The organism is Brucella pseudogrignonensis, from assembly GCF_002252525.1.
Classification (GTDB): domain Bacteria; phylum Pseudomonadota; class Alphaproteobacteria; order Rhizobiales; family Rhizobiaceae; genus Brucella; species Brucella pseudogrignonensis.
On sequence record NZ_NNRM01000041.1, the window covers coordinates 98795 to 120166 of the forward strand.

The following is a 21372-nucleotide window of genomic DNA, read 5'->3' on the forward strand; positions in this document are numbered from 1 at the left end:
CATTTGCCACGGAAAGAAATTTTGTACAATCGAGGTTTTATGTCGGTTCCCGTACTTCTCTATCATCAGATAGCAGCGCTGCCCGAAAGAAAAGCACCTTATCAAGGGCTTTTTGTGCACCCCGATAGTTTTCGAAAGCAAATGCGGGCGCTAAAATTTCTTGGTTATAAAGGTCTTTCTGTTCGCGATGCTTGGCCTTACTTGCGAGGAGAAAAGCAAGGCAAAGTGGTCGTGATAACGTTCGACGACGGTTTCTTGAACACACTCGAGAATGCAGCTCCGGTTCTCGCCGATTGCGGCTTTACAGCCACGAACTACTTTGTTTCAAACCAGATCGGTGGGAGCAACGTTTGGGACAGCAAAGAAGGCATACCCAACACAGCCTGCATGAGCGTATCCCAATTGCGCGAATGGGCAGACTTAGGTCACGAAGTCGGAGCTCATACACTCGATCATGTGCTTTTACCGGAAACGCCTGAAATCGAAGCGCGCCGTCAAATTGCAGAATCCAAACGCGCATTAGAGGATATGCTCGGTAGCGAGGTAACCAATTTTTGTTATCCGTATGGTGGGAACAAACCGATCCATCGAGAAATGGTACAAGATGCCGGATATAAGAGCGCGGTTGCGACTGTAAGCAGGAGTTCCAAGCCAGATGATGATCCCTATGGAATACCAAGGCTCTACATTCGATACAAGCATTCGATCATCGAGGCATTGCTGCGTGTAATGCTGAAATAGGGATCCTGGTTATTGGTCCTCTAACTTAGCAGCTTCTCTCCAGAAGTTATCTCACTTATTGAGTGCTCTCCATTACCAGAGTACCAATTCGGCTAGTGAACGCAGACAATTGACGTTCTGTGCGCTTGCCACAAATTTTTTGGCATTGAGCTTATCATTACTCGAAGGAAGTTGACCGCCGACAACGTGAATAGTCCAGAAGCGCTGCCTTCCCGCTGCGTCCATTGTCCATAATACGACTTAGAGAAAATTGGGATACGTCAGCTTCACGCAGCTCGCGTCAGCAGGCAAGCCAGCTCAACCTTTAATGTCATCAGCATGATAAGCTTGCAAAAAGCCCCACCATTTCCTAGAGACAGTAACTCACCGATCCATTGCGATAATTAACTCTGCCTGAGGATATGACGATCAACTTTCGAAAAATACTGCTTTTGCTTGGTGTGTCGAATGATGAGTCTGCCTTTCCTCTTATAATGGATGCCAGATCGGACGATGCCATTGGGTTGCTGCGCGTTTAATCCCGCAGCGACCCCAATCCCTTTCACAATGAATGCGAAAAGTCCTGCTGGGTGACCGGCAGCGTCAACGTTTGGGATTTATTATGTCAATCTGGACCGAGTTGGCACGCGCCAGCAATAATGCTGGCGACGAAATACTATTGCGCCGAAGAAACGATATCTACGAAATTCGTTATAACGGCATCGAGTTGATGTCGAACATTAATTTCCAATCAGAAACAATACTCGCTGAAAGGTCGTTGAGGCTACTGGGCCGCACACCGAAAAAAGTTCTCATTGGCGGGCTTGGCATGGGCTTTACACTTCGTGCTGCCCTCAACTATTTGCCCAACGATACTGAGGTGACGGTTTGCGAATTTGTACCTGAAATCGTCGACTGGAACCGTTCCGTGATTGGTTCTCTTGCAGGTTTTCCACTTCAGGATAATCGGGTGAAAATTCACATTGGCGACGTTATGGAGACATTACGGCAGCACGAGTTCACATATGATCTGATCTTAATGGATACTGATAATGGACCGGAGTTTCTGGTCAGACGTGAAAACAATGCGATCTATGACGGCTGCGGCTTGACGGCTATCAAACGCGCATTAACGCCAACAGGCATCACGAGTTTCTGGTCGGCCAATGCTTCGCTGGAGTTTGAGAAAAAGCTCAGCAAGTTAAGTTGGCATTGGAGCAGGCAAGACATTTGTTTGATCGGCGGAAGGACCGACGCTTTTCACTACATATATTTCGCCAATAAAATTTCGCCTGCGATTGATACAAATAGAAGCATCGCATCTGACAGCAATTCAATATTGCAAACTGTGAACTAAAATCGCGACTGCAGGATGGCAAATGACTTGCCATCCTGAACATTCAATACATTACTTTATTCTAAAACATACGCAATAAAATAGATAGCTAGCTAATATTTGCTATTTTTAATTATAATACAATACATTATTGAGGCCTCATTGAATACTTTATTGGGGTAACTATGAAAATTAAGACTATTATTGTATTGTCACTTCTCTCGACAGTTCCATTCTCCTCTGCTTACGCTGCCGATGTCGTCTCATCGTTCGAGCCAACACTTGTTGTAGCTCCGTTTAGCTGGGCAGGTGGTTATCTTGGCGGTCAGGTTGGTTATGGCTGGGCAAACCCAAAGAACAGCGTGTCTTCTTCTCCATTCGTGGACGAAGATGGTGAAAGCATACCGGGCGTACAGGCAACTATAACACCCAAATCAAAGGGTTTTCTGGGAGGCGTATACGGGGGCTACAACTTCGATATGGGAGGGAACGCCATACTGGGTCTTGAAGCAGACGCAGTCTATACTCGGATGAAAGGCAATCAAACTGTAACGAACGATTACGGTACGGCGAAGTTTAGTGAAACGCTCGATTGGTCAGGCTCTGTTCGTGCCCGTGCTGGCTACGCAGTTGATCGCTTTCTTCCTTTTGTAACGGGTGGCGTTGCTTTTGGATTGGTCAACCAGAGTACCAAAGCGACATTCGTAGAACCGGAAGAAGACTTCGACGGCAAATATAGCCAGAAAAGTTGGCGAGCAGGTTATACACTCGGTGCTGGCGTCGATTATGCCGCTACTGACAATGTCATATTGAGGGTTGAGTATCGCTTTACAGACTTTGGCAATCGAACAGAAAGCCTTGATTTTGGTAATGCGAAAGAGACAAATCGCCTCCGCACCAATGAAATTAGAATGGGTATTGCCTACAAGTTTTAGTTCTGATGTTGAAAAGATAAGGCCCTTGCGAATTGCAAGGGCTTTTTCTTATGTCAAAAATGACTGGTTAAAACGACTGTTCTTCCCATAAAAGCTAGCGATCATACCAGATTGCGGATAAGTCCCTCTGGATAAATCTGATCATGAGGGGTTCATGTCCTATTTCCCGAATTGGCGTCTAACCAATAACAGCACCGTGCTGCCCGATGAGCGGCTTCCAACGGCAGCAGCCGTACCAATGGGCATCCAGCATTTGCTGGCCATGTCCGGCTCCACAATCGTCGCTCCCTTGCTCATGGGCTTTGATCCGAATGTTGCGGTATTCTTCTCTGGCATTGGAACGCTTCTGTTCTTTCTGATGACCGGTGGTCGCGTGCCGAGCTATCTCGGTTCGTCCTTTGCTTTCATTGCGGTGGTGATTGCAGTCACCGGCTATTCCGGCAGCGGCCCCAATCCTAACATCGGCCTTGCACTTGGCGGCATCATCGCCTGTGGCGCGCTTTATGCGGTGATCGGGCTTATTGTTATGGCAGTGGGTACAGGCTGGGTCGAAAAACTCATGCCACCGGCTGTCACCGGCGCGATTGGCGTGGCAATCGGTTTGAACCTCGCCCCTGTAGCCGTTGGTCAACTCAAGGGCACCGGCGCGCATATGACCATTGCGATGCTGACCGTACTCTGCATGGCGATGATTTCCGCCTATGGTCCGCTTGCGACCAAACGCATTGCCGTTTTGCTGGCGCTGCTGTTCGGCTATTGCCTCGTGCTAATTTTCGGCAACGGTCTGGGTTTCGTGCCAGGCATCAACTTTGCAGCCGTAAGTGCGGCGCCTTGGTTCGGCCTGCCAACCTTCGCAAAACCCGTATTTACCTGGCCTGCAATCACACTCATTGCGCCGGTCGCCATCGTGCTTGTTGCTGAAAATCTTGGTCACATCAAAGCGCTTGGCTCCATCACCGGTCAGAACATGGACCGCTATATCGGCCGCGGCTTTCTGGGTGACGGTATCGCCACAATGATTTCCGGTTCTGGTGGTGGTACAGGCGTCACCACTTATGCTGAAAACATTGGCGTCATGGCAATGACCAAAGTTTATTCCACGCTGATCTTTGTGATCGCTGCTGTCGTGGCAATCGCGCTCGGCATGTCGCCAAAGTTTGGTGCGATCCTGCAGACAATCCCCGCCCCTGTGCTGGCAGGTCTGGCAGTATCGGTCTTCGGTCTTATTGCTTCGGCAATGGCGCGCATCTGGGTGGTCAACAAGGTAAACTTTGCAGATCCACGCAATCTCTTCACGGTTGGCGTAGCACTCATCTTTGGTGCCGGTGACTTCACCGTAAACATTGGAAGTTTCGCGCTGGGTGGAATTGGCACGTCCACTTTTGCCGCTCTGATTATCTACCAGCTGTTGAGCATTGGCCGTACAAGCGGTGACGAGAAAAACTAAGAACGTGTCGCGCAAAACCAGTGAAGGTTTTGCGCGACATCCCCCGCCCTCATCAAGCGCGCCGCGTGCCTGACGATACGATATCGAGATAGACCGCAAGCACCAGAATGCTGCCCTTGATAATTTGCTGCCAGAACGTATCGACGCCCAGCATCGACATACCATTGTCGAGGCTCGACATGATAAGTGCTCCGACCAGCGCGCCAATCACGGATCCAACGCCGCCACGCATGGATGTGCCGCCGATAAAGCACGATGCGATGGCATCGAGTTCACCGCCAAAACCTGCCGATGGTGTGCCAGCAGCAAGACGTGCAGTCGTGGTGAGGCCTGCGACAGCCGCCATCAGTCCCATCAGCGCAAATACGGCCATCTTGACGAAGTTCACATTCACGCCGGAAAAACGCGTGGCTTCAAGGTTAGAGCCGACCGCATAAATATGCCGCCCGAAAACGGTCTGACGGGAAATGACGGTGAAGACACCGAGAATGACCAGCAGCACCAGAACCGGAACCGGCACACCCTGATAGCTGTTGAGGATTAGAATAAAGCCAAGGATCAGAATACCCGTACCAAGAAGACGCGCGGTTTCCATCGCCGGCGACAGCGTTTGCAGATTGTGCTTGCGCTTGCTGGAACGGGTTCTGAGCGTGATCAGGATGAGCACTGTAAACAGCACCATGGCACAGACATTGCCGAGCCAGCCGGGCAAATAACCCTGACCGATATATTTAAACTCAGGCGAAATCGGCGCGATGGTAACACCACCCATAATGCCCAGCACGATACCGCGAAACACCAATTGTCCGCCCAGTGTGACAATGAACGACGGAATGCCGAGATAGGCGGTCAGCCAGCCGTTAAATCCGCCAAGGACTACCCCTAGCAAAAGAACCGTACTGATCGTGGCCCACAGCGGCCAGCCATAGACCACATCGAGGACCGCCGCGACCCCGCCTAGCAGGCCCAGCAAAGCGCCCACCGAAAGGTCGATTTCACCCGCCACGATGACGAACACCATGGCTGAGGCCAACATGCCGGTGATTGCCATCTGGCGCAGAAGATTGGAGAAATTGCGCGCCGTCAGAAACTGCGACCGACCCATTTCCGGATCGTAAGTCATGATGGCGAAGAATGCCCAGATCAAAGCGACGACAATCAGCAGCGCCACGATCTTATATTCTGCGAGAAATTTTCTGAGGCTTTTGCCTGTCAACGTCATGTCATGCACCAGTTAGATTAGCTGCGGATCAATGTTTAAAAACTAGGCCGCATTGGTTGCAGGCTTGCCAATCGCCGCGGCAAGAACCTTCTCCTGGGTGAGGTTTTCATTCGGGAAGTCACCGCGCAATTTGCCCTCGCCAATGACGAGCACGCGATCACTGATGCCAAGCACTTCCGGCATTTCTGACGAAACCATCAAAATCGATACGCCCTGTTTGGCGAGTGCGAAAATCAGCTTGTAAATTTCGTACTTCGCACCAACATCAACGCCGCGTGTCGGCTCATCCAGAATGAGCACTTTCGGGTCAGGCAGCATCATTTTTGAAAGCACGGCTTTCTGCTGATTGCCGCCAGATAGTGAGGCAATAGCCAACATCGGATCAGCGGTCTTGACCTTGAGCCGCAAAATCTCACGCTGGATAGTCGCGAGTTCAGATTCCTTATCGATAAGGCCGCGCAGCGAAAAGCGATCAAGCACGGAAATCGTCATATTATGGCCAACTGGCATGATAGGCAGAATGCCATCGCGCTTGCGATCCTCAGGCACCATGCAAATGCCCTGCCGCACCGCATCGCGCGGCGTTCGGATTTTGATTTCCTTGCCTTCGAGGAAAACCCGCCCCTGATGGGCGCCCGGCCAGACACCAAACAGGCTCGATACGAGTTCCGTACGCCCCGCACCAACAAGGCCCGCGATGCCCAGTATCTCGCCGCGCCTTAGCGCGAACGAAACATTGTCAACTACTTTACGATCCGGATTGGTCACATCCCAGCAACTTACATTGCGGGCTTCAAACATCACCTCGCCAATGTCGTGTGGTTCGCGCGGGAAGAGGTTTTTCATCTCCCGCCCAACCATCATCGTGATGATATCGGGCGTTGTGAGTTCAGCCATAGGGCGTGTCGCGATATGCGCGCCATCGCGAATGACCGTCACCGTGTCGGAGATCTCCGCCACTTCATCAAGCTTGTGAGAAATATAAACACAAGCCATGCCCTGCGCTTTGAAGTCCTTGATCAGGTCGAGCAGAACCCGCGTTTCTGAAGCAGTCAGCGCCGAGGTTGGCTCGTCAAGGATTAGAAGCTTGGCATTCTTGTTGATCGCCTTTGCGATCTCGATCAGCTGCTGCTTACCGCCTGAGTAATGATAAACCGGCAATGCAACATTGATATCATTTATCTTGAGACGGGCGAGCAGTTCGGTCGCCCGTGCATTCATCTGGTCGTAGTCGATGAAACCGCCAGTCGTCGGCTCAGAACCGAGAAAGATATTCTCCGCGACCGAGAGGTGCGGCACCATCATCAGCTCCTGATGGATGATGACAATACCCGCAGCTTCAGTATCACGAATGCCACTCGCCCTAAGTTCACGGCCTTCCCAGAATATTTCGCCAGTCCATGTGCCATAGGGATAAACACCCGAAAGCACTTTCATCAGGGTGGATTTTCCCGCCCCGTTTTCACCGCACAGCCCGACACATTCTCCCGCGCGCACTTTCAGGTAAATGCCATCCAGCGCCTTCACGCCGTTGAACTCTTTACCGATGTTTCGCATTTCCAAAAGATATTCGGACATCAATATCGACCTTGCAGTATTTTTCAAAATATCCGGCGTTTAAATCCGCATCCGACAGCGCTGTCAGAAAAAGATTGCCAGATTTATGTAAGGCCAGATGCAAAAGCAGAGCTTACAACACCTGGCCCCACAACCCGTTCTAAGGTTCGCGAGACGGAAGGTTTACTTCCCTTCAATCTGTTCCTTGGTGTAGAAGCCGTCGGTCACATAGACGTCGATATTGTCCTTGGTCACGGCAGTCGGCGTCAGCAGAAGCGTATCGACTTCCTTCGAACCGTTGTCGATCTTGCCGTTGAACTCCGGCTTTTCATCACGGACGAGCTGCACGGTAAGCTTTGCTGCTTCTTCAGCAATAAGCTTGAGCGGCTTGTAAACGGTCACGGTCTGCGTGCCGTCGACGAGACGCTTAACGGCTGCCAGATCGCTGTCCTGACCGGAAACCGCAGTCTTGCCTGCAAGACCCTGTGCTGCGAGCGCCTGAATTGCGCCGCCTGCGGTGCCGTCATTGGAAGCGACAACGGCATCAATCTTATTGGATGCAGCGGTCAGAGCATTTTCCATGATGGAGAGCGCTTCAGTCGGGCTCCATTCCTTGACCCACTGCGAACCAACGATCTTGACCTTACCGGAATCGACGGCTTCCTTCAGCGCCTTTTCCTGACCGGCACGCAGCAGCTTCGCGTTGTTGTCGGTTGGCGAACCGCCGAGCAGATAATAATTACCTTCTGGCTTAGCCTTCAGCACGGCTTCCGCCTGCATGAAACCAACGCGCTCATTGTCGAAGGAAATGTAAGCATCGATATCGGCATTCAGGATCAGGCGATCATAGGAAAGAACCTTAATACCCGAAGCCTTAGCGTCGGCTACGACCGCATCAAAAACCTTCGAATTCATCGGGACGATCACGATGGCATCTACGCCCTGCGAGATCAGGTTTTCGACCTGCTTGACCTGCTTCTCTTCGTTTCCGTCAGCCGACTGAACATTGACCTTGGCACCCAGCTTTTCTGCTGCTGCGATGAAATAATCGCGGTCGCGTGCCCAGCGCTCTACGCGCAGATCGTCAATAGAAAAGCCTATAACCGGATTTTCCGGCGATGCATAAGCAGGCACGGCACCCATTGAACCGATACCGAGAGCTGCTGCCACCAGCGCGCCTGTTAGAAAATTACGACGTTTCATGCACGTTTCCTCCAATCACCGCCGGCTTTGTGCCGGTTGATAAATGACCTCGCCCCGAACGAACCCGCCCCCGGAGTCTGGCACGACAAAGCCACCCCCAAAGAGGCGCTCACTCTTTATCTGGTTGATCCTCCCTGCGGTGCTTTGCACCAAGATCACTCCAGTAGAACCGCGCGCTCAGGCACACGATCCCATCCTCGGATGCAATTGATACGTGAAGAAAAATGAATAGCAAGCATTTTTTGATTTACGTACCTCATTTTAGCTCCTATGTTCCGCCCCGAGGAGAGAGAATGAAACCCACAGTGCATGACATAGCCAGAACAGCGGGCGTCAGTCTCGCCACGGTTGACCGTGTGCTGAATGACCGTCCCGGCGTCAGAGCAAAGACTCGCGACCGCGTTACAGCCGCGATGGACACGCTCGGCTATGTTCGTGATGTGGGCGCCGCCAATCTCGCCCGGGGTAGACTCTACCAGTTCGATTTTATTTTGCCGGATAATGAAAACACCTTTATGCAGAGCCTGCGCGCAGAACTTGAAGCGGCGACAGAGCGGGGGTTGTCCGAGCGTGTTCTGATCAATCTCGTGCTTGTACCGGCGTTCAATGAAGCGGCACTTATTAAGGCTTTGGATGAAAGCGCAGAGCGGAAACCTGATGGTGTCGCCTTTGTTGCAGTCGATACTGATCCGGTGCGGGAGGCCTGCGCACGGCTTACCCAATTAGGCATCCACACTGTAACACTGGTTTCCGATCTCGACCGCTCATCGCGGGCACATTATGTGGGCATTGATAATGGCGCGGCAGGGCGGACAGCGGCGCATTTGCTGGGCCTGTTTGCCAACGGCACCGGCGGCGCCATCGCAGTTATCGCCGGCTCGCTGAAAGTGCATGACCATCTGGCGCGCTTTGAGGGCTTTAAAAGCGCAATGGAATCTGGCTTTTCAGGGCGCGAGATTCTGCCGGTTCTCGAAGGCTTTGATGAAGGCGCGCGCGTTGAAAAGCTCGTGCTTGAGCTTCTTGAAAAGCACAAAGACGTGGCAGGAATTTATAGCCTGGGTGCAGGCAATAGCGGTCTTGTCCGCGCGCTCGCAGCTTCCCGAAACGACAATCGACCCCTGGTCATCGCCCACGAACGCGATGGTGTCACATCGCAGGCTCTGAAAGATGGTCTTGTTCATGCTGTATTGGCACAGGATGCGGGACATGAAATTCGCAGTGCCATACGCGTTCTCAAAGCAACAGCGGACCGCCTCGCTATTGTGCAAGGACAGGAACATATCCGCATCGAAATCTTTCTTAAAGACAACCTGCCACAGCTCGACTGAGGCACGGAACACACGATAATTCGACTGGAGCAATTATGTATCTCGGACTTGATCTTGGAACATCCGGCGTAAAAGCGCTTCTGATCGACGGCGAACAGAAGCTTATTGGCTCGGCGCATGGTGAACTTGATGTGTCCCGCCCACATCCAGGCTGGAGCGAACAGGACCCTGCACAATGGATCAAAGCTTGTGAAGCAGCCATCGATGGCCTGCGCGCAGCACATCCAAGGGAGTTTGAAGCCGTTGCAGGCATTGGTCTTTCCGGTCAGATGCACGGTGCAACGCTGCTAGATGAAAACGATCAGGTGCTTCGGCCCTGCATTCTCTGGAATGACACGCGCAGCTATAAAGAGGCTGCCGAACTCGATGCCGATCCGGCCTTTCGTGCCATAACCGGCAACATCGTTTTCCCGGGCTTTACCGCACCCAAACTCGTGTGGGTGGCGCGCAACGAACCGGATATTTTCTCGCGCACCCGCAAGGTTCTGTTGCCAAAAGATTATCTGCGCCTCTGGCTCACCGGCGAGTATGTATCCGACATGTCGGATTCCGCTGGAACAAGCTGGCTTGATACCGGCGCACGCAAATGGTCATCCGATCTGCTTTCCAAGACTGGGCTGACCGAAATCCACATGCCCAAACTTGCCGAGGGCAGCGACGCCACCGGAATTTTGCGCGCTGAACTCACCGCACGTTGGGGAATATCCAACGCTCCTGTCGTTGCCGGTGGTGCGGGTGACAACGCGGCCTCCGCCTGCGGCATGGGAACCGTTCAACCCGGCCATGCCTTCGTTTCGCTTGGCACATCAGGTGTTCTGTTTGCCGCCAATGGCGCTTATCAGCCAAAGCCAGAAAGTGCTGTCCACGCTTTCTGTCATGCGCTTCCCGGCACATGGCACCAGATGGGTGTCATTTTGTCGGCTGCGAGCGCTCTCGATTGGTTCTCGCGCATTACAGGTACCAGCCCGCACGCACTGGACGCCGAGCTTGGCGACACGCTCAAGGCACCCGGCAGCACAACATTCCTGCCATATCTTTCCGGCGAACGCACCCCATACAATGACGCCAAAATTCGTGGCAGCTTCAACGGCCTTGAGCACGAAACAGACCGCGAAGCGATGACGCAGGCAGTCCTTGAAGGTGTGGCTTTTGCTATCCGCGATAACCTTGTGGCACTGCAATCGGCAGGCACGGAGATCAAATCGCTCATCGCAGTTGGTGGTGGTTCGCGCTCTGCCTATTGGCTCAAATCTATTGCCACAGCATTGAATGTTCCAATTTCTCTTCCCGAAGAAGGCGATTTCGGTGCCGCATTTGGCGCAGCACGTCTTGGTCTGATCGCCGCCAGTAGCGCCGATCCTTTTGCAATCTGCACGCCGCCGCGCACAGCCCGCACGATTGAACCCGAACACACGCTGACCGCTTCATATGACGAAGCCTATCAGCGTTACCACGCACTTTATCCCGCGCTGCGACCTCTGGCTCAGTAAGCCCAGACGCAGCGTCATCCGCATCAACATTGGAGGAGCATGATGAGCACCGGATTTTTCGGCGACATCCAAAAAATACGTTATGAAGGTCCCGACAGCGATAATCCGCTGGCGTTCCGCCACTATAATCCGGACGAAATTGTCCTCGGCAAGCGTCTGGAAGACCACCTACGTTTTGCAGTCGCCTATTGGCACACCTTCGCATGGGAAGGTGGCGACCCTTTCGGCGGACGCACATTTGACCGCCCCTGGTATAAGGATGGTCTTGAAGCTGCCAAGCTGAAAGCTGATGTAGCCTTTGAATTCTTCTCGCTTCTCGGCGCACCTTTCTATTGCTTCCACGACGCCGACGTGCGCCCGGAAGGCAATAATTTTGCTGAAAACACGAAGAACCTCGAAGCCATTGTGGATATTTTCGAGCGTAAGCAAGCCGAAACTGGCATCAAGCTTTTGTGGGGCACGGCCAATCTTTTCTCACATCGCCGCTATATGTCAGGCGCTGCCACCAATCCCGATCCGGAAGTCTTTGCTTTTGCAGCGGCGACCGTGAAAACCTGCCTTGATGCAACCAAGCGTCTTGGCGGCGACAATTATGTGCTTTGGGGTGGCCGTGAGGGTTACGAAACCCTGCTCAACACCGACCTGACGCGCGAGCTCGACAATATGGGCCGCTTCCTCAATCTGGTGGTCGAGTACAAGCACAAGATTGGCTTTAAGGGTACAATTCTGATTGAGCCAAAGCCACAGGAACCAACCAAGCACCAGTATGATTACGATGTCGCAACGGTTTATGGCTTCCTCAAGCGCTATGGCCTCGAAAACGAGGTGAAGGTCAATATCGAACAGGGCCATGCAATTCTCGCAGGCCATTCATTTGAGCATGAGCTGGCATTGGCCCGCAGCCTTGGCATCCTCGGTTCCATCGACATGAACCGCAATGACTATCAGTCGGGCTGGGATACAGACCAGTTTCCGAACAATGTGCCGGAAATGGCGCTCGCTTATTATCAGGTGCTGCTCAACGGTGGCTTGAAGAATGGCGGCACCAATTTCGATGCCAAGCTGCGTCGTCAGTCGCTTGATCCGCAAGACTTGCTGATCGGCCATATCGGCGGCATGGATTGCTGCGCGCGCGGACTCAAGGCTGCAGCTGGTATGTTGCAGGACGGCGCACTGAGCAAGCCGCTTGATGAGCGTTATGCTGGCTGGTCTGGCGATTTCGGCAAGACACTTGCAACCGGCATGTCGCTGGAGCAGATTGCATCGGAAGTTGAAGCAAAAGACATCAATCCGCAGCCGCGATCCGGTCGTCAGGAATATCTGGAAAACGTAGTCAACCGCTACGTTTAATCTTACGCAACACAAAAACCCCGCTCATCGAGCGGGGTTTTTGTTTTAGTTCAGCGCCACGTTATGTGGTGTTCGACAGGCGGCAAAACGGTCTAACTTCTGGTCGTAAGCAGATGTCTTGACCGCCATCATGCCGAGCACAGTATGAAACAGATTATCATGCGATGACGGCTCCGCTGTCGTCTTGCGCAAGCAATCGAGATCAAGACCGGTATCGGCCGCGTATTCCGGTGCAAACCATGTGATAAACGGTATGTGTGTCTGTTGCGATGGGGCAATGAAATAGGGAGCTGCGTGAAGGTAAAGACCGTCCTCGCCAAGCGACTCGCCATGATCGGACATATAAATCATCGCAGATGCAAACTTGTCCTCATGCGCTTTGAGAAGATCGACAACCTCTGACAAAATATGGTCTGTATAGAGGATCGAGTTGTCATAGGCGTTGACAATCTCTTCCTGCGAACATTTAGCGAAATCATTTGAACGACAGTCAGGTTTAAATCCCGCAAATTCAGCCGGATATCGGCGATAATAGGCCGGACCATGGCTACCCGTCATGTGCAGAACGATGGTCGTATTGCCGGAAACTTCACTGAGTTCTTCGGACAGGCTATCCACCAATATCTGATCGAGACATTCGCCGCCTTCGCAATAGCGCTTGTCCTGCGCGTCCTGCAAATCGATCAACTTGATGCGCTCGGCTACACCCTTGCTGCCGGTATTATTCTCATACCAACTCGTCTGCACGCCTGCATGTTTGAGCACGTCCATCAGGTTTTCAGAACCGCGGAACTTCGTATTGGAATAGTCTTCACGGGTGAAAGGCGAAAACATGCAAGGCACTGAAACGGAAGTTTCTGTTCCGCAACTCGTTGTATCGGTGAAGGCAACAACATCGCGTTTTTTCAATTCGGGATTGGTTTCACGCGCATAACCATTGAGACTGAAATTCTGCGCACGCGCGGTTTCCCCCACGACAACGACCGTTACCAGCTTTTTGCCTGCCGGCAATTGCGTCAGTGTCTGTTTGGCATCAAGCCCAAGCGGCTCCATAACAATAGCGCGGTTCTTATAAACATGTGAGACATATTGGATTGTACTGGCAATGGGCGTGCTTGGCATCAGCTTCTGCATGATATCGGCACCATGCTCGCGAAACATCGATGAATACGCAGCATAATTCGCACCAAGTATGGCGACTGAAGCAATCAGACAGGTGAAGATAATGCCTGTGTTTACCATCAGCTTGCCGATAATAGGTCGATGTTTGATACGCACCCAGACAATCAATATTGACGGAACAACACCAAAAATTAGCATATGCCAGAGAAAGCTTGGCGTCAGGAGCGCACCGGATTCAGCCTGTGTGGTGGTAAGTGCGGCTTCAACGACATACTTGTCGATGATCGTTCCGAATGTATCTGTGAAATAAGAGCCGCCCGCCGCGATTAGCACAAACAGGATCAGCATCGGCTTGATAATATATTTCGCCGAAAACAGCACAAATAGCGCGACGTACAGAAGCAATAGCGCCACGGCTATGCCAGCCAGCCTTAATGGAGCATCAGCATAATAGGCGCCGATTGCACGCCAGAACGACGTGTTTGTGAATATAAGAACGTAAAGTGCCGTTAAAAGGCACAGTGGCCCGCTGGCAATCACAGGGCGGAACTTCTGCATGGAACACGCTTTCGAAAAGCTTTGAATTCGTACCCACAGAAACGTTTAATTATGTGATCGTTTTATCAGGCACGTTTCATTCAAACATAAAATCAAGATGGCTTTTCTACGGCGGCACAAAAGAAGCATTATAGATGCCGGATTGCCCAAACGAAAACGCCGCCCAGAATGGCGGCGCTTTCCAATTTTATTGCTTCAGAGGCTCACCCATCCGCCATTTTTGTTTGACGATCGGACACAGGCATCGATGAATGCAACGCCTTTGACGCCGTCGTCGACAGTTGGATAGATGATTACACTGTCAGGGTTGGTGTTGTCCCGTCTGGCCTGAATAGCATTTGCGGCTTCACTGTAGATCGTTGCAAAGGCTTCGAGATAGCCTTCCGGATGGCCGCCCGGCACACGGGTTACGCGGGTTGCCGCATCGCCAACACCTGCGCCACCACGGGTGATCAAACGCTTCTGCTCACCAAACGGTGTGAACCACAGGCGGTTCGGATCTTCCTGCGCCCATTCAATGCCGCCCTTGGTGCCAAAGACACGCAAACGCAGCGCATTTTCATTGCCCGGTGCCACCTGGCTGCACCAAAGCATACCCTTGGCACCCCCTGCAAAACGCAGCATCACATGTGCATTGTCATCCAGACGACGACCCGGAACGAAGCTATCAAGATCAGCCGCCAGACTTTCAAGCGTCAGGCCGGTGACAAAGGACGCCAAGTTAAAGGCGTGAGTGCCGATGTCACCCGTTGCACCACCAAGACCGGATTGCGCCGGATCGGTGCGCCACACAGCACCCTTGGCGCCCGTCTCTTCAACCGCTTCCGTAAGCCAGTCTTGCGCATATTCAACCTGCACTACGCGCAGATCGCCCAACGTGCCATTGGCAATCATTTCGCGCGCCTGCCGAACCATCGGATAGCCGGTATAATTATGCGTCAGCACAAACAGCGCACCGCTTTCGTCAGCTACTTTCTTGAGCTTCTTTGCATCAGCCAAGGTCGAGGTCAGCGGCTTGTCACAAATCACATGAATGCCACGGCGCAGAAACTCCTTCGCGGCGTCATAATGCACATGATTGGGCGTAACGATTGCGACCGCTTCAATACCGTTCTTGAGACGTGCTTCGCGGATCGCCATGTCCTTGTAGCTCGAATAGATGCGGTCTTCCGCCAACCCCAGCTCGCGCCCCGAGGCTTGCGCTTTATCTGGCGATGACGAGAGTGCGCCTGCCACCAGTTCAAAACGATTATCGAGGCGTGAGGCCATACGGTGCACACCACCGATAAAGGCCCCCGCACCACCGCCAACCATGCCAAGTCGAATACGTGGATTGGCTGTTTCTTTGGTTTTTGCTTCAATGGTCATTGAACTACCCTACAATCCCAGCATACGGCGATTGGCAGCGTCATCAGTGCCGCCAGCAGCGAAGTCATCGAAGGCTTTGTCGGTCACGCGGATAATATGGTGCTTTACAAACTCAGCCCCTTCACGCGCACCATCTTCCGGATGTTTCAGCGCGCATTCCCATTCGACCACGGCCCAGCCATCAAAATCATTGGCGGCCATTTTTGCAAACACTGCGCCAAAATCGACCTGACCATCGCCCAGCGAACGGAACCGGCCAGCGCGGTTCACCCAGCCCTGATAGCCGCCATAAACACCCTGACGACCCGTCGGGTTAAACTCGGCATCCTTGACGTGGAACATCTTGATGCGGTCTTTGTAGATGTCGATATTGTCGAGATAATCGAGGCATTGCAGCACGTAATGCGATGGATCATAGAGCATGTTAGCACGCGGGTGGTTCTTAACGCGTTCAAGGAGCATCTCGAACGTCACGCCATCATGCAGATCTTCACCCGGATGGATTTCATAGCAAATGTTCACGCCATGCTCATCGGCGTGGTCAAGGATTGGCAGCCAGCGGCGCGCCAGTTCATCAAAGGCCGTTTCAACCAGACCGGCAGGACGCTGTGGCCACGGATAGATAAACGGCCATGCCAAGGCGCCAGAGAATGTCGCATGGGCATCAATGCCTAGATTGCGCGAGGCACGGATTGCCATCTTCACCTGTTCAACAGCCCATGCCTGACGGGCTTTCGGATTACCGCGCACTTCAGGCACCGCAAAACCGTCAAATACCTCATCATAAGCCGGGTGAACCGCAACAAGCTGGCCCTGCAAATGCGTTGAAAGTTCGGTCACTTCGACGCCATTCTCGCGTGCGACACCTGCAAATTCGTCGCAATAATCTTTCGATTCAGAAGCCTTCTTCAGATCGATCAGCTGGCTTGCCCAGGTTGGAACCTGCACACCGGCATAACCTTTTTCTGCAGCCCATTTCGTGATGCCATCCCAGGTATTGAACGGCGCTTCATCTCCTGCAAACTGCCCGAGAAAGATCCCAGGCCCCTTGATCGTCTTCATCAAAAGTCCTCCGAATGAAATTCAAAACTGTATTGGGGTAACTCAAATACGCGCCCGACAAAGCGGGCGCGCAGAAGGATATTAAAAAGGAGAATCCGGGAAGTAGAACTGTTCGGCATTATCCTTGGTCACCAAAGTAGCATCGAGGATGTAGTTGCCGCTCACCGGAATCTGGTCGTAGAAATGACCTGCAGCCAACTGCATAGCGGTGGAAACCATTGCAGGCGGATAAAGCACATCAACCGGCATAAGCTTATCGCCATCCATGACCTTCTTGATCATGTCCTTGGAGCCAGCACCGCCGATGACATACTGGATGTCTTCACGGTTGGCCTGCTTGATCGCTTCAAGCACACCGACAGCCATATCGTCATCCTGACACCAGACAACATCGATCTTAGGGTACTTTGTCAGGAAGTCCTGCATGACGCGGAAGGCGTCGTCACGGTTCCAGTTGCCATACTGGCGATCGAGAATCTTGACGTTGGAGCCTTCGATACCTTTGTCAAAACCGTCCTGACGTTGCTGATCAATCGGGATCGGAAGGCCGCGAATAACGACGACCTGTGCATCAGGTGTGGTCTTCTTGATGTATTCGCCAGCGACCTGACCCAAGGCCGGATTGTTGCCCGCCACATAAAGATCACGGATCGAATTGTCATTGCTGCTTGGTGCGCGATCAACGAGCGCTACAAAAGTGCCCTTATCCTTGATTTCCTTGATCGCATTGACCAGCGGATCTGGATCAGTTGGCAACACGACAAGACCATCAAGCCCCTGAACAGCCAGATCCTGCAACGCATTTGCCTGGCTGGCTGCATCTGGTGATGTCTTGACGATCACGTTGAGGCCTGGATGCTCCTGCATCAGAAGCTTGGCGACGCGTTCGGCATGATAAACAACACCAGCGGTCCAACCATGGTCAGCAGCAGGTATCGATACGCCGATCGTCACCTTCTTATCCTGCGCACTTGCTACGCCGGTAAAGGCTAAAGCTCCAGCCGCCAAGGCAGCAAAAGCAACACCTAGAAATTTTCCTCGCATTATTTCCTCCCAAATGTTCAGGGGGCTTTATCCCTGAGTGACCGGACCGCCCCTTCAATCCCGTCAAACTTGTCGTCGGGGCGCGATAACGCTGTGCGTTGCGCCCCAGTTTTCATCGTCGCGAGAGCGACCGTTGCACCAGCATAGCAATGATGATGATCGCACCCTGAATCGCCCCGATCAGGTATTCGCTGATGAAATTGGAAAGCAGCATGATATTGCCGACGATTTCGAGAATGAATGCACCGCAGATTGTGCCCCAAACACGGCCCACGCCTCCCCGCAGTGCCGTACCACCGACAACGACCGCTGTGATTGCCTGAAGTTCCCACAACATGCCCGTGGTCGCAGAAGTTGAACCCAAACGCGGAACGTAGAGCAGAACGGCAACAGCGACGCACAACCCCTGCACCACATAGGCAATAGTACGAACGCGCTTAACCGAGATACCCGAATAGCGAGCCACATCTTCGCTGGAGCCCACCGCGATAACATGGCGCCCATAGCGCGTGCGATAAAGTACGAAGGCTGCAATTGCTGCTGTCACAAAAATTGCAATGACGGGAATGGGAACACCAAAAACCGAGCCAAAATAGGCAGGGCGATAAAGTGCCTGAATTTCGGGGTTACGTAGCGTAATTGCACCACCCTGAGATAGCCATGTCGTCAAACCGCGATAAATGCCCATCGTTCCAAGTGTCGCAATAAACGGCTCAATCCCCCCGAGTGTCGTAATCAACCCGTTGGTCAGCCCGCAAAGTGCGCCCACAACCACTGCCAGGAGCACCGCCGCGATCAACATCATAACTGGATCGGCGATAACACCGCTGTTCATGAACATGATCATGATACTGCCCACGAAGGCAGCCATAGCGCCAACCGAGAGATCCAATCCTCCTGACGAGATCACATAGGTCGCACCCAATGCGATAATTGCGATGAAGGCACTGCGCGTCGCAACATTCAGCAAATTGTCTATGCTGATGAAATTCGGATTGGCAATCGTACCCAGAACAAGCAGCAGAAGCAGCGCAACAAAAGGTGCTACAGCCCGCAAATCCCAGTCGCGAGACGTCTTCGGCACCCTGCTTTTGTCAGTTACAACGTCAGTCATTTACTCCCCTTTTATTTTATGCCGCTTCTTCTGTGCTGACGCCTGTTGCCAAAACAACGATGTCGTGTTCGGTCATCCGCTCGCCGGATACTTCGCCTGCCACCCTGCCCTCACGCATGACGACGATACGGTCGCATATGCCAATCAGTTCAGGCATTTCGGATGAAACAACGATAATCGATTTGCCTTCGTCCGCCAGATTGGCGATGAATTGATAAATCTGCTCTTTTGTACCCACATCGATGCCGCGCGTTGGCTCATCAATGATCACGATAGACGGATTGAGCATCATCATCTTTGCCAGCAGAAGTTTCTGCTGGTTTCCACCGGACAACTGTCCGGCGAGAATATCTTTACGGCCCGTGCGAATATCGAATTCTTTGATCGCATCATCAAGCGCTGCACGCTCTTTTCGCCGGTCTATCTGCAATCCACGCACAAACTTACTGATCGATGCAAGCGTCAGGTTGATGCCAAGGTCCTTGGCGAGCAACAAACCCTTGCCCTTACGATCTTCGCTCAAATAGGCGATCCCAGCGGAAAGACTTTCATGTGCGTTACGAAAGTTTACGGACTGCCCCCGATGACGCACTTGTCCCTTACCTGGACGAAGCCCGACAATGCCTTCCATCAGCTCTGTGCGACCTGCCCCGACCAGACCTGCAAAGCCTAGAATTTCTCCCCTGTTCAACGTAAAGCTTGCAGTCTTTACATAGCCAGGAACGCTAAAATCTTCGACTTCCAGTACATGCTCCTGGCCGCGCTGCGCTACACGATCTGGATAAAGCTTCGCAACATCACGACCAACCATAAGACGAGCCATATCGTTCGGCTGAAGCTCTGACGCCATATGAGCTGCCACCAGCGTTCCATCTCGGAGAACCGTGACGCGATCCGAAATCTCTTTCACTTCCGGAAGACGGTGGGAGATATAAAGAACGGCAACACCCTTGGCTCGAATATCGCAGATAACCTTCAGCAGCGCCTCGGTTTCAACAGGTGTCAGCGATGCAGTTGGTTCGTCAAAAATCACCACGCGATGCGGTACGAGTAGCACACGAGCGATCTGCACAAGCTGGCGCTGTGCTATAGACAGGCTACCCACGATTGCATCAGGGTTAATGTCCGCACCGAGATCACGAATGGCTTTGCGCGCCCCTTCGCGCATCGATTTATCATCAACGACAAGCCCATTAGAAAGTTCTCGTCCCAGATAAATATTTTGTGCAACGGTCAGATCGGGCGCCAGCAGAATTTCCTGATGCACAAGGACAATACCCTGTGCTTCGGCTTCCACCGGATTAGAAAATGCAATCAGCTCGCCATCGATGCGAATTTCGCCACTCGTGGGACGCTCGTTGCCAGCAAGCAGCTTCATCAATGTCGATTTGCCAGCTCCATTCTCGCCGATAATCGCGTGAACTTCGCCGCCATAAATGCTGAGATTGATGTTTTTGAGAACCTGAACCGGGCCGAAAGACTTCGACAATGACACCGCTTCAAGAAGCGGATTAGCACTCTGTTCCACAGCCAAACTCATGCGAACAGACCAAAGACAACGTTGTCGTAGCCAGACGCATTGCGACTTTTCAGCGCTAGAATATTAGATTGCATGTGAACTCCTCCCAAAGCGTCACATCACAACCTTAGCGTCCGTCCTGAGGTACGTAAAGCAAAATTCTGCCCAACTCAAAAATCATTAGCAACTTAAGCAGCCAATCATGCTCTAAGATGCAGTCCAGCTTCACAATTGAACTAAAGAGGAATTCTCAGATCACAATTTAGGCTGATATCTCGACTAGGCGGTGAAATTTGACGCCCGAATCCCGGCTGAAACATATGCTATTTCGAACGTCAAACTCGAAAAATCCACAAGATACATATACTTCTAGTGGTCCTTTTGATTCCAACATTTGCTCCACCTACGAACCAAGGAATACAAATGTTTGAATCAGACCACTAGCTGATAAGTTGCATTTAATAAGAGGCCGAATCGATGCTCACTATCAACATTCACTCCTGCGAAGTCACAAATGCGGGTGATTGACAGAGCCTCAGCTATCAAAAAATAATACAATCTTAAATTAGCACATACAGCAAGACACGCGCTTTTTTATATACTATGAAGCAGTACGTCCAAGGCGTGTTGAATTGCGGATACAGACACATGAACTCCCATTTAGCGCAGTCACAGTGGCGCATGCTCGACATGCTGCCAGCCCTCGCTCTTTTTCTTATCGGCCTTGCAGTGCTGGTCTACGCAATGCTTTCTCCGCGAGGAGAAAATGGACAATTTGCTGTCCTCATGCGCCCGTGGGCAGACCCGTCTCAAGTCGCCACACTGCTCAGTGAAGCCGATGCGCAGATCCTTTCCTTCAACGAACGAATGAACGTTGTGGTTGTCCACGCCGATCGCCCTGATGCGGTTGCTGCACTTTATGATGCGGGTGCGTGGCTCGTCTTTGAACCCGCTCAACTTTCCAGCTGTTTCGACCTTGCGGTCACCGGGGCCTAAT

At 52.3% G+C, this 21372-nt stretch carries 17 protein-coding genes; 8 read left to right on the forward strand and 9 right to left on the reverse strand.

Features of this window, described 5'->3' with window-relative positions:
* Window positions 1–39: 39 nt before the first annotated feature.
* The 4 genes from CEV34_RS18305 (at window position 40) to CEV34_RS18320 (ending at window position 4438) form a co-directional block, all read left to right on the forward strand.
* The gene (locus CEV34_RS18305) at window positions 40–741 is read left to right on the forward strand and encodes a polysaccharide deacetylase family protein (protein WP_007877832.1); all 702 of its coding nucleotides are present in this window, start codon (window positions 40–42) and stop codon (window positions 739–741) included.
* Window positions 742–1342: 601 nt separating this feature from the next.
* Window positions 1343–2077: a spermidine synthase gene (locus CEV34_RS18310; RefSeq protein WP_007877831.1), complete on the forward strand. Its 735-nt coding sequence runs from the start codon at window positions 1343–1345 to the stop codon at window positions 2075–2077.
* A gap of 164 nt (window positions 2078–2241) precedes the next feature.
* Window positions 2242–2991, forward strand: coding sequence for an outer membrane protein (locus tag CEV34_RS18315; protein ID WP_094544210.1), 750 nt, complete (start codon window positions 2242–2244; stop codon window positions 2989–2991).
* 154 nt (window positions 2992–3145) lie between these two features.
* A complete protein-coding gene (locus CEV34_RS18320) occupies window positions 3146–4438 on the forward strand; it encodes a solute carrier family 23 protein (protein WP_007877829.1) in 1293 nt (430 codons plus the stop codon).
* 52 nt (window positions 4439–4490) lie between these two features.
* Here CEV34_RS18320 and CEV34_RS18325 read toward each other — a convergent pair whose 3' ends face one another.
* From CEV34_RS18325 to xylF, 3 genes are all read right to left on the reverse strand, one after another.
* A complete protein-coding gene (locus tag CEV34_RS18325) occupies window positions 4491–5660 on the reverse strand; it encodes a sugar ABC transporter permease (protein ID WP_007877828.1) in 1170 nt (389 codons plus the stop codon).
* 42 nt (window positions 5661–5702) lie between these two features.
* A complete protein-coding gene (locus CEV34_RS18330) occupies window positions 5703–7238 on the reverse strand; it encodes a xylose ABC transporter ATP-binding protein (RefSeq protein WP_094544211.1) in 1536 nt (511 codons plus the stop codon).
* 162 nt (window positions 7239–7400) lie between these two features.
* The gene (gene xylF, locus CEV34_RS18335; RefSeq protein WP_007877826.1) at window positions 7401–8420 is read right to left on the reverse strand and encodes a D-xylose ABC transporter substrate-binding protein; all 1020 of its coding nucleotides are present in this window, start codon (window positions 8418–8420) and stop codon (window positions 7401–7403) included.
* Window positions 8421–8713: 293 nt separating this feature from the next.
* Between xylF and CEV34_RS18340 the strand changes: the two genes are divergently transcribed.
* From CEV34_RS18340 to xylA, 3 genes are read left to right on the forward strand one after another with little or no spacing between them, the layout of a single operon-like run.
* Window positions 8714–9748 (forward strand): LacI family DNA-binding transcriptional regulator, encoded by a 1035-nt coding sequence (locus CEV34_RS18340; RefSeq protein WP_007877825.1) that lies wholly within the window; start codon window positions 8714–8716, stop codon window positions 9746–9748.
* A gap of 35 nt (window positions 9749–9783) precedes the next feature.
* Window positions 9784–11238 carry a xylulokinase gene (xylB, locus tag CEV34_RS18345; RefSeq protein ID WP_007877824.1) on the forward strand — a complete coding sequence of 485 codons (1455 nt, stop codon included), beginning with the start codon at window positions 9784–9786 and terminating at the stop codon, window positions 11236–11238.
* 42 nt (window positions 11239–11280) lie between these two features.
* Window positions 11281–12588 carry a xylose isomerase gene (gene xylA / locus CEV34_RS18350; RefSeq protein WP_007877823.1) on the forward strand — a complete coding sequence of 436 codons (1308 nt, stop codon included), beginning with the start codon at window positions 11281–11283 and terminating at the stop codon, window positions 12586–12588.
* A 45-nt stretch (window positions 12589–12633) separates the two neighbouring features.
* Here the strand turns inward: xylA and CEV34_RS18355 are convergent, their stop codons facing one another.
* The 6 genes from CEV34_RS18355 to CEV34_RS18380 form a co-directional block, all read right to left on the reverse strand.
* The gene (locus CEV34_RS18355; RefSeq protein WP_094544212.1) at window positions 12634–14268 is read right to left on the reverse strand and encodes a phosphoethanolamine transferase; all 1635 of its coding nucleotides are present in this window, start codon (window positions 14266–14268) and stop codon (window positions 12634–12636) included.
* 195 nt (window positions 14269–14463) lie between these two features.
* Window positions 14464–15636, reverse strand: a complete 1173-nt coding sequence (locus tag CEV34_RS18360) for a Gfo/Idh/MocA family protein (protein ID WP_094544213.1) — start codon at window positions 15634–15636, stop codon at window positions 14464–14466.
* Between the two features lie 9 nt (window positions 15637–15645).
* A complete protein-coding gene (locus CEV34_RS18365; RefSeq protein WP_094544214.1) occupies window positions 15646–16698 on the reverse strand; it encodes a sugar phosphate isomerase/epimerase family protein in 1053 nt (350 codons plus the stop codon).
* Window positions 16699–16779: 81 nt separating this feature from the next.
* The gene (locus tag CEV34_RS18370; RefSeq protein WP_007877819.1) at window positions 16780–17742 is read right to left on the reverse strand and encodes a substrate-binding domain-containing protein; all 963 of its coding nucleotides are present in this window, start codon (window positions 17740–17742) and stop codon (window positions 16780–16782) included.
* A gap of 112 nt (window positions 17743–17854) precedes the next feature.
* Entirely contained in the window at window positions 17855–18856 is a 1002-nt protein-coding gene (locus tag CEV34_RS18375; RefSeq protein WP_007877818.1) for an ABC transporter permease, read from the reverse strand.
* Between the two features lie 16 nt (window positions 18857–18872).
* Entirely contained in the window at window positions 18873–20396 is a 1524-nt protein-coding gene (locus tag CEV34_RS18380; RefSeq protein WP_007877816.1) for a sugar ABC transporter ATP-binding protein, read from the reverse strand.
* A 627-nt stretch (window positions 20397–21023) separates the two neighbouring features.
* On the opposite strand from CEV34_RS18380, the gene CEV34_RS18385 reads away from it, so the two are divergent.
* The gene (locus tag CEV34_RS18385; RefSeq protein ID WP_007877815.1) at window positions 21024–21371 is read left to right on the forward strand and encodes a hypothetical protein; all 348 of its coding nucleotides are present in this window, start codon (window positions 21024–21026) and stop codon (window positions 21369–21371) included.
* Window position 21372: the final 1 nt, after the last annotated feature.